Here is an 8,666-nt window from a genome sequence, read left to right as displayed (position 1 = left end):
TTAATCTAAGCCATTATCTTCCATGAACCCTTGTTATGTAATCCGGGAATCTAGGATACAGGCTCTATGGCATAAAGAAAGTAAACCCCATGACATCGGTGGCGGACTCTGTTACAATAGATACATAAATTTCAATCTATTTTCCTTAAGGAGTTTTATATGTACGAAGAAACAACCATTGCAGCCATAGCCACCGCCCCCGGCGAAGGGGGCATAGGCATTGTGCGTATCAGCGGCATGAATGCCGTTTCCGTGGCAGATGCCATATTTCATACAAAAAGAATCAAAACCTTTGAAGAGGCAGAGCCTTACCGCATGTACTTCGGCCACGTGAAAAAGGGGGAAAAGAAGGTGGATGAAGGACTGGCGGTGTACATGAAGGGGCCCCATTCCTACACCGGCGAAGACGTAGTGGAAATCCAGATTCACGGCTCCTCCGAAGCCCTCCGGGAAACACTGGAGCTGGCATTGGAAAGCGGCGCCGTCCCTGCCAGCCGCGGCGAATTTACGAAACGGGCCTTCCTCAATGGCCGGCTGGACCTTACCCAGGCGGAAGCGGTGATGGATATCATCGAAGCCAAAGGTTCCGCTGCCCTTTCCCAGGCAGAAAGCCACCTCTCCGGCGCTCTTTCCCGCTTTGTGAAAAAAAGCCGGGATGAACTTACCGACCTCATCACCAAGCTGGAAGTGACCATCGACTACCCCGATGAAGATTTGGAAGACATGACCAATGAAGAAATCGGGGAAGGCCTTGCTGCTATTGAACAAAGCCTTGCCTCCCTGCTGAAACGGTCGGAAGAAGGGCGCATCATCAAAGACGGCCTCCGCACCGCCATCGTAGGACGGCCGAACGCAGGCAAGTCCAGCCTCCTCAACGCCCTTCTCCAGGAAGACCGGGCCATCGTCACCGACATCCCCGGCACCACCAGGGACACCATCGAAGAATCCATCAAAATCGGCGGCGTGCCGCTGGTGCTCATGGATACCGCCGGCCTTCGGGAAACGGACAACAAGGTAGAAAAAATCGGCATCGAGAGAGCCAGGAAATCCATGGAACAGGCGGACCTGGTACTGGCCGTCATCGACGGCTCCAGGCCTCTGGAAAAGGAAGATAAAGAACTTCTTTCCTCCCTGAAAGGAAGGAAATCCATGGTCATCCTCAATAAATACGACCTTCCCCAGGAAGTGAGCGAAAAGGAAATCAAAGAACTGGCAGGAGATGCGCCGGTGGTATCCCTCTCCGCCCGCTACGGCAGCGGTATGGAAGAACTGGAAGAAGCCCTCCGCCGCCTCACCGAAACCCAGGATGAGGACGCAGGACGGCAGCTCTTCCTCACCAACCTCCGCCATGTGGACCTGGTAAAAAAAGCACTGGAAGCCGTCCGCCGGGCACAGCAGTCCCTGGAGGACAATATGCCCGCCGACTGCATTACCGTAGATCTGGTGGAAGCCTGGAACCGCATGGGAGAAATCACCGGCGACACAGTGGATAACGAACTGATAAACAAGATTTTTGAACGGTTCTGTGTTGGGAAATAGTGGGCTGGTGTGCTGGTGGGCTGGTGAGCTAGTGGGACAGTGGGTTAGTGGGACAGTGAGACAGTGAGACAGTGGGACAGTGGGACAGTGGGACAACTGTCCGCTGTCGGCTTTCCGTAGGGAATGTATTCCCGAAAGAGGTCGTAGACGTCAGACTGTCAGACGCCAGACATCAGACTTCCCGCGACCGGTATTTACCGACACGTCCATAGTCCCACCGCTTGCGGGGGGAAGGTGGTGCCGTAAGGCACCAAAGGGGGGCCGCCAAAGGCGGCATTATAAATTCATTGCCCGCAGGGCAATCCACAACCCTCAGCGGCCAAAGGCCGCTGTCAAACCTGAGAACCCTCCGGCCAACGGCCGGTCAAACCTGAGAACCTTTTACACAACCTTTTACACAACCTTTCTACACAACCTGCGGCGCAGCCGCGCCCCTTTTTGCGTTTGGGGATACTCAGGCATCCTATTGACGCCATGCCCCCCCCTTTTAAACTACTGCCATATTTTATATAATAAAGTATCGGCTTGTTATATTAAGGAAGCAGCCTCTGGCTGCTTTTTATTGAAGAAAGAAGGAAACCATGTATCTTATTGATACGTATGATGTAATCGTGGTAGGCGCAGGCCACGCGGGCTGCGAGGCGGCCCTGGCATCGGCCCGGCTGGGCTGCAAAACCCTCCTTACCACCATTTCCCTGGAAAACGTGGCCATGATGCCCTGCAATCCTGCCATCGGCGGCCCCGGCAAAAGCCATCTGGTGAAGGAAATCGACGCCCTGGGCGGAGAAATGGGCATTGCGGCGGACAAGACCGCTATCCAGATGCGCATGCTGAACCTGGGGAAAGGACCGGCAGTGTACGCCCTCCGCGCCCAGTCCGACAAGAATGCCTACCACCGCTACATGAAGCAGGTGGTGGAGAATACGGACAACCTGGACCTGAAGCAGGTGCAGGTGATGGATATTATTGTGGAAGACGGGAAATGCGTGGGCATTACCACGGAACTTCATGAAGAATACCGGGCAAAGGCGGTGATTCTCTGTACCGGCACCTACCTGGACAGTGAAATCATTATCGGTGATACCATGTATTCCGGTGGCCCCAACGGCATGCGCCCCTCGGTAGGCCTGTCCGAAAACCTGCGAAAACACGGCATCGACATTCTCCGTTTCAAAACCGGCACCCCCAGCCGCGTGGATATCCGGAGTCTCCATCTGGACCATATGCAGCTGGAGGAAGGAGACCCGCAGAACCATGCTTTCTCCTTCATGGATGAAAGAGAAGACAGGAACCAGAGAAACTGCTGGCTCACCTACACCAATGAAACCACCCACTCCATTATCAGGGAAAATCTCATGCGTGCCCCCAAGTATGCCGGCCTCATCCACGGCGTAGGCGCCCGCTACTGCCCCTCCATTGAAGACAAGGTGGTCCGTTTCCCCGACAAGAAACGGCACCAGCTCTTCATCGAACCGGAAGGACTTGACACCAATGAAATGTATGTCCAGGGCATGTCTACCTCCATGCCCATTGATGTGCAGTACGCCTTCCTCCGCACCATTCCGGGGCTGGAGGACGTGAAAGTCATGCGTCCCGCCTACGCCATCGAATACGACCTCTTGGATCCGCTCCAGCTCTATCCTACCCTGGAAGTGAAGAAACTCCCCGGCCTTTATTCCGCCGGCCAGTCCAATGGCACCTCGGGCTACGAAGAAGCGGCAGCCCAGGGCCTCATGGCAGGTATCAATGCGGCCCTTAAAATCAAGGGGAAGGACCCCTTCATCCTGGGACGCCATGAAGCTTACACCGGCGCCTTAATCGATGACCTGGTCACCAAGGGCACCAACGAACCCTACCGTATGATGACCAGCCGCAGCGAATATAGGCTCATCCTCCGCCAGGACAATGCGGACCTGCGCCTCACCCAGAAAGGCTATGACATCGGCCTGGTAACAGAAGAACGGTACCAGCATTTCCTGGAAAGAAAGAGAAAATTTGAAGAAGCCATGGCCTACATCCGCACCAAGCGCTTCACCCCCAAGGCGGAAGTGAATGCCGCCCTGGAAAGCATAGGCTCCGCACCCCTCACCACCGGCATGGGTGCCGACAAGATCCTGAAGCGCCCCGAAATGACCTACCAGAAAATGGTGGACGTCCTGGGATGCCCTGCCTTCGACCCCGAAGCGGTGGAAGAAATGGAAATCACCGTGAAGTATGAAGGCTACATTGCCCGCCAGGAAGCGGCGGTCCGAAAAGCGGCCCGCATGGAAAGCGAAAAAATGCCAAAGGACATGGACTACCTTCATCTGGAAGGCATTTCCATCGAAGCAAGGCAGAAACTGGACAAAATCCGGCCCCTCTCCCTGGGTCAGGCTTCCCGCATCTCCGGCGTCTCTCCGGCGGATATGTCGGTACTCATGGTGTACGTGAAGCGAATGAAAGCAGGGAAATAAGGGGAGACGGTGTCACCGGCGGCGGGAAACTGTATTCCCGAAAGCAAGCGGGTTCAGAGGGTTCAAGGCACTATCGGGGCTCCTGCCCCTCAGTGCCCCAGGTTCGGCCCGGGAACGGCTTCGCCTTCCGGGCTGTTTGAGGGCCTCCGGCCCAGGGAGTTATATAGCACGCTGTGTGCGTATTCCGCATGGAATACGCAAGTCGGGCGAAGTTGGCCTCTAGCCTGCCCAATAGGAGGCCTCCCTTTTAATCGCCCGACCGATTGGCGAGGTGAGCGCCAAAGACGCCATTTTAATGCCGCCTTTGGCGGCATATATGCTCATCGCTCCGAAGGAGCGATACCACAACCCTCAGCGCCAGAGGCGCTGTCAAACCTAAGAACCTTCAGGCCGAAAGGCCTGTCAATCCTGAGAACCTTTTGCACAACCCTTTTACACAACCCTTTTATACAACCCTCCGCCGATAGGCGGCCACAACCTGCGGCGCAGCCGCCACCACAGCCCTCAGCCGCCAGAGGCGGCTGTCAAACCTCTGAACCCTCCGGCCCATAGGCCGGTCAATCTTAAGAACCTTTATATGACAGTCCTTTCTTCCCACAGGGAAAATAGGGGAAGAAGGACCATTTCATCACATATTTCTTTTTGGAAGGAGAAAAGAAAAAGATGACAGCCTGCGAAATGATGGAGGCCCTGGGCCTCCCGGCCAATGAGGAGGCCGCAAGGAAGCTGACTGAGTACAATGCCATGGTGATTGCCATGAGCGGTAAAGTGAATCTCACCGGCATTAAGGACGTAGAGGAAAGTCTGATCAAAAACGTGTACGATTCGCTCACCGTATATGATGAAAAATATTTCCCCGAAAAGGGAAGGGTGCTGGACCTTGGCACCGGCGCCGGCTTCCCCGGCGTGCCCCTGGCCATCCTGCGCCCGGACATGCAGTTCCTTCTGGTGGACTCCATCCGGAAGAAACTCACCTTCATCGAAAGCGCCTGCGCCGATCTGGGCATCAGGAACGTGAAATGTCTCCACATCCGGGCGGAAGAAGGGGGACGGCGCAAAAAGACCAGGGAATCCTTCGACGTAGTCACCGCCCGGGCGGTCAAAGCCATGCCCGTTATCTCCGAATGGGCCCTTCCCTTCGTGGCAGTGGGCGGTGTTTTTGCCGCCATGAAAGGGCCGGGAGCCGATGAGGAAATGAAAACCGCTGGGAAAATCCTCCGCGAACTCCACGGCACCTTGGAAGAGAAAAAAGAACTCACCCTCCCGGGAGGAGACCGCCGCACCATCCTCTACATCCGTAAAACCGCCCCCTGCCCCAAGACCTACCCAAGAAAAGTGGGCATTGCGGAGAAAAAACCGGTGCTGGGGGAATAGTGGGCTGGTGAGATAGTGTGATAGTGTACTAGTGGGTTAGTGGGACAGTTGTCCGCTATCCGCTATCGGCTGTCCGCTGTCCGGTTTGAAGACATCAGATGGTCAGACATCAGACTTTCTGCTGCTGCTCTTCGCCTTGCGGCACGGGCGGCACAAAAGCCAATCCCGTAATGCCCTTGCCCCCCCTGCCTTCAGGGGGGACGAGCGCAGCGAGCCGGAAAGGCTCAGCCGCAAAGCGGCTATAAAATGGCGGCGTCAGCCGCCACCACAACCCTCAGCCGCCGAAAGGCGGCTGTCCAACTTGAGGACCCTCCGGCCGCAGGCCGGTCAAACCTCGCCTGCGAAGCAGGCGTCAACCTTCTCCTTTGAACCCTCTGAACCCTCACACCGCAGCCGCGCCCCTTAGTGCCCAAGGGCGCCCCTCCTCTGAATCCGGGGCCGCAGGCTCCTGCATCATATTTCACCATTGCGAGCATAGTCTATATCCTGTATACTATATAAAAGTGACCAACGGTTGAAAATAGGTCAAAACCTGTATGACGGGAGGATGTTATGGGATTAACGAAAAAGGCGGAAAGAACCAGGGCCAAGCTTTTGGAGTCGGCCAAAAGACTGATCGGTGAAAGGGGCTTTGACAAGGTTTCCGTGGAGGATATAACCAGGGACAGCGGCGTGGCCAAAGGAACTTTCTACCACTATTTCAAGTGCAAGGAAGATGTGGTGGCGGAGCTGTCTTTCCAGTCCTGCCAGGCTACTACAGAGAAATCCATTCACTATGACGGGCCGGTGGATGAAAGGTGCTATTACTATATGACCGCCCTCTGCAAGGATGCGGCCTGGGCGGGGGTCCGCCTCATCAGGCAGTGGATCCGGGAAACCATGGAGTCGGAAGAAGAGGATTCGGAAGCTAAGGCCGCTCTGTACAATATTTACGGCGCCCTTATGAAAATCTGCACCGTCCGGCAGGGCGCCGGGGCAGGGGAACTCAGGGAAGATGCGCCGGTGGATACGCTGGCCAAGCTCATGATGAGCCATTTCTTCGGCGCACTTACCATCTGGTGCATGATGAACGGCTCCTGGAACCTGACCGAGCAGTCCGTGAAGTACATGGAAATCGATATTAAAAACCTGCTTGAACCATATATGATAAAGAAATAAGAAAAGCAGAGAGGAAATGACGGCCATTTCCTCTCTGCTTTTTTTCTTTGCCATGAAAGACTTATCGTTGGGCCCCTCAATGTACAGCTTCGTACAGCTTCCGGCCGCCGTTTTCGGGCAGTCCCGCCGGCCGGTATTTACCGGCTGTGGTCTCCCCCGCTGAAGCGGGGGGACAATAAGGGAGGGGGACCCTCTGAACCGGCCCTCTCTTCCCGGGCCCTGCGGGCCCGCCCCCTTTGGTGCTTGCGGCACCACCTTCGCCCCTCTGGGAAGCGTGTCACACGATTCTCAGGTCGCTAGCGCTCCCCTACGAATCGTGTTCCCTTGCCACCCCGCTGAAGCGGGGGGACAATAAGAGAGGGGGAACCCTCTGAGCCGGCCCTTTCTTCCCGGGCCCTGCGGGCCCGCCCCCTTTGGTGCCTGCGGCACCACCTTCCCCCGCTGAAGCGGGGGGACAATAAAAGGGGGAAGTCCCCGCAGGCGGGGGACAATAGGATAGGGGGAACCTTCTGAACCCGGCCTATTGACCTTTTTCGAAGAAGATGGTACAATCATCATCAAAAGAGACTTTAAAGTCTCAAAAAGATAAAAATACTTTTTTGTAAGATGAAAGAGGTGTATCATGGACACAGAAAGCAGAGCGGAGGAACTGAAGAAACTGGCCCTTGCCTTCTGTATCAATCCCCGCCGCACGGCGAAGGAGCTGGCGGAGGCGGCGGGCATCAGCAAGGCCACTTTTTACCGGATCTATGGCTCTCGGGAGAATTTGTCCCGCCTGCTCAGCGAAAAGGCAAAGGAGAAGGTCTCCTTCCTCATGGAACTGGTGAATGAGGAAAAGGGCAATCCCAAAAGCCGGCTTCGGGACATCATTCGCTGCTGCTGCGACAACAAGGAGTATCTCATGCTCCTCTGCTGCGGCAATGTGGCAGGCAGTATCGACAGCTGGTGCCAGGAAACCTATACCCGGCAGATGACCGGTTTCTTCCTTCGGGGCCAGAAATCCGGAGATTTCCGGGTGGACATTCCCGCTTCCGTGATGACGGAGCTTTTTGCAGGCGCCATGTGGTCCCTTTTTGAAGGGGAGTGTCACGGACGGGTGGCCTCCGCCAGCCTTCCGGCGTACTGGGAAGCATTTTTCCTGCACGGCATTGAAAATCAATAAGAAAGAGAGGAAAAACATTGAAAGAAGTTAAACCTTCCAAACGACCTATCCTGGCCTACTACGCCATCATATTCCTGGTCATTATTTTCTTTAACTCCCTCATTATGCCTGCCTTCCGGGGGAATGAAGTGAAGACAGTGGATTATTCCAGCTTCATGACCATGACGGAGAACAAGGAAATCGACAAGGTGCAGGTGGAGCAGGACCAGATCATCTTCACCAAGAAAGGGGACAAGCAGGCCTATAAGACGGCCCCTATGAATGATCCCCAGCTGGTGGACCGGCTCCATAAGTCCGGCGCCGATTTCACCGGCAAAATCGTAACCCCCATGAACCCCCTCCTTGATTTCGCCCTCACCTGGATTCTGCCGATTCTGATTTTCTTCGGTATCGGCCATTACATGAACAAGAAAATCATGAAGAACATGGGCGGCCCCGGAGCTATGCAGTTCGGCCTAGGGAAATCCAATGCCAAGATTTTCGTCAAGCCCACCAACGGCATCAAGTTTGCCGACGTGGCAGGGGAGGATGAAGCCAAGGACAGCCTGCAGGAAGTGGTTTCCTACCTTCATAACCCCAGCCGCTACAAGGAAATCGGTGCCAAAATGCCGAAGGGCATTCTTCTGGTAGGGCCGCCAGGCACAGGCAAGACCATGCTGGCCAAGGCCGTGGCCGGCGAATCGGAGGTTCCTTTCTTCTCCATTTCCGGTTCTGAATTTGTGGAAATGTTCGTCGGCATGGGCGCCGCCAAGGTGCGTGACCTCTTCAAGCAGGCTAAGGAAAAGGCGCCCTGCATCGTATTCATCGATGAAATCGACGCCATCGGCAAGAAACGCGGCGGCGCAGCCATCGGTGGGAACGACGAAAGGGAACAGACCCTGAACCAGCTCCTTACGGAAATGGACGGCTTTGAAGACAATACAGGCGTCATCATCTTGGCCGCCACCAACCGTCCCGAATCCCTGGATCCCGCCCTCACC

General features: G+C 55.5%; 6 protein-coding genes. All 6 read left to right on the top strand.

Features of this window, described 5'->3' with window-relative positions; all coding sequences use genetic code 11:
• Positions 1-159 precede the first annotated feature (159 nt).
• Positions 160-1,539: a tRNA uridine-5-carboxymethylaminomethyl(34) synthesis GTPase MnmE gene (mnmE, locus tag Q0482_RS00745; protein WP_299142190.1), complete on the top strand. Its 1,380-nt coding sequence runs from the start codon at positions 160-162 to the stop codon at positions 1,537-1,539.
• A gap of 581 nt (positions 1,540-2,120) precedes the next feature.
• Positions 2,121-3,992 (top strand): tRNA uridine-5-carboxymethylaminomethyl(34) synthesis enzyme MnmG, encoded by a 1,872-nt coding sequence (mnmG, locus tag Q0482_RS00740; protein WP_299142188.1) that lies wholly within the window; start codon positions 2,121-2,123, stop codon positions 3,990-3,992.
• A 642-nt stretch (positions 3,993-4,634) separates the two neighbouring features.
• Positions 4,635-5,366, top strand: a complete 732-nt coding sequence (gene rsmG / locus Q0482_RS00735) for a 16S rRNA (guanine(527)-N(7))-methyltransferase RsmG (protein WP_299142186.1) — start codon at positions 4,635-4,637, stop codon at positions 5,364-5,366.
• Between the two features lie 552 nt (positions 5,367-5,918).
• Positions 5,919-6,524 (top strand): TetR/AcrR family transcriptional regulator, encoded by a 606-nt coding sequence (locus tag Q0482_RS00730; protein WP_299142180.1) that lies wholly within the window; start codon positions 5,919-5,921, stop codon positions 6,522-6,524.
• A 622-nt stretch (positions 6,525-7,146) separates the two neighbouring features.
• Positions 7,147-7,686 (top strand): TetR/AcrR family transcriptional regulator, encoded by a 540-nt coding sequence (locus Q0482_RS00725; protein ID WP_299142177.1) that lies wholly within the window; start codon positions 7,147-7,149, stop codon positions 7,684-7,686.
• Positions 7,687-7,703: 17 nt separating this feature from the next.
• Positions 7,704-8,666 (top strand): ATP-dependent metallopeptidase FtsH/Yme1/Tma family protein (locus tag Q0482_RS00720; protein WP_299142175.1); only part of this gene is annotated, 963 nt, incomplete at its 3' end.

The organism is uncultured Dialister sp. (genome assembly GCF_937959425.1).
In the GTDB taxonomy this organism is placed as follows: Bacteria; Bacillota; Negativicutes; order Veillonellales; family Dialisteraceae; genus Dialister.
Note: the sequence above shows the minus strand (reverse complement) of the source record. Positions and strands in the feature narration are given on the sequence as shown.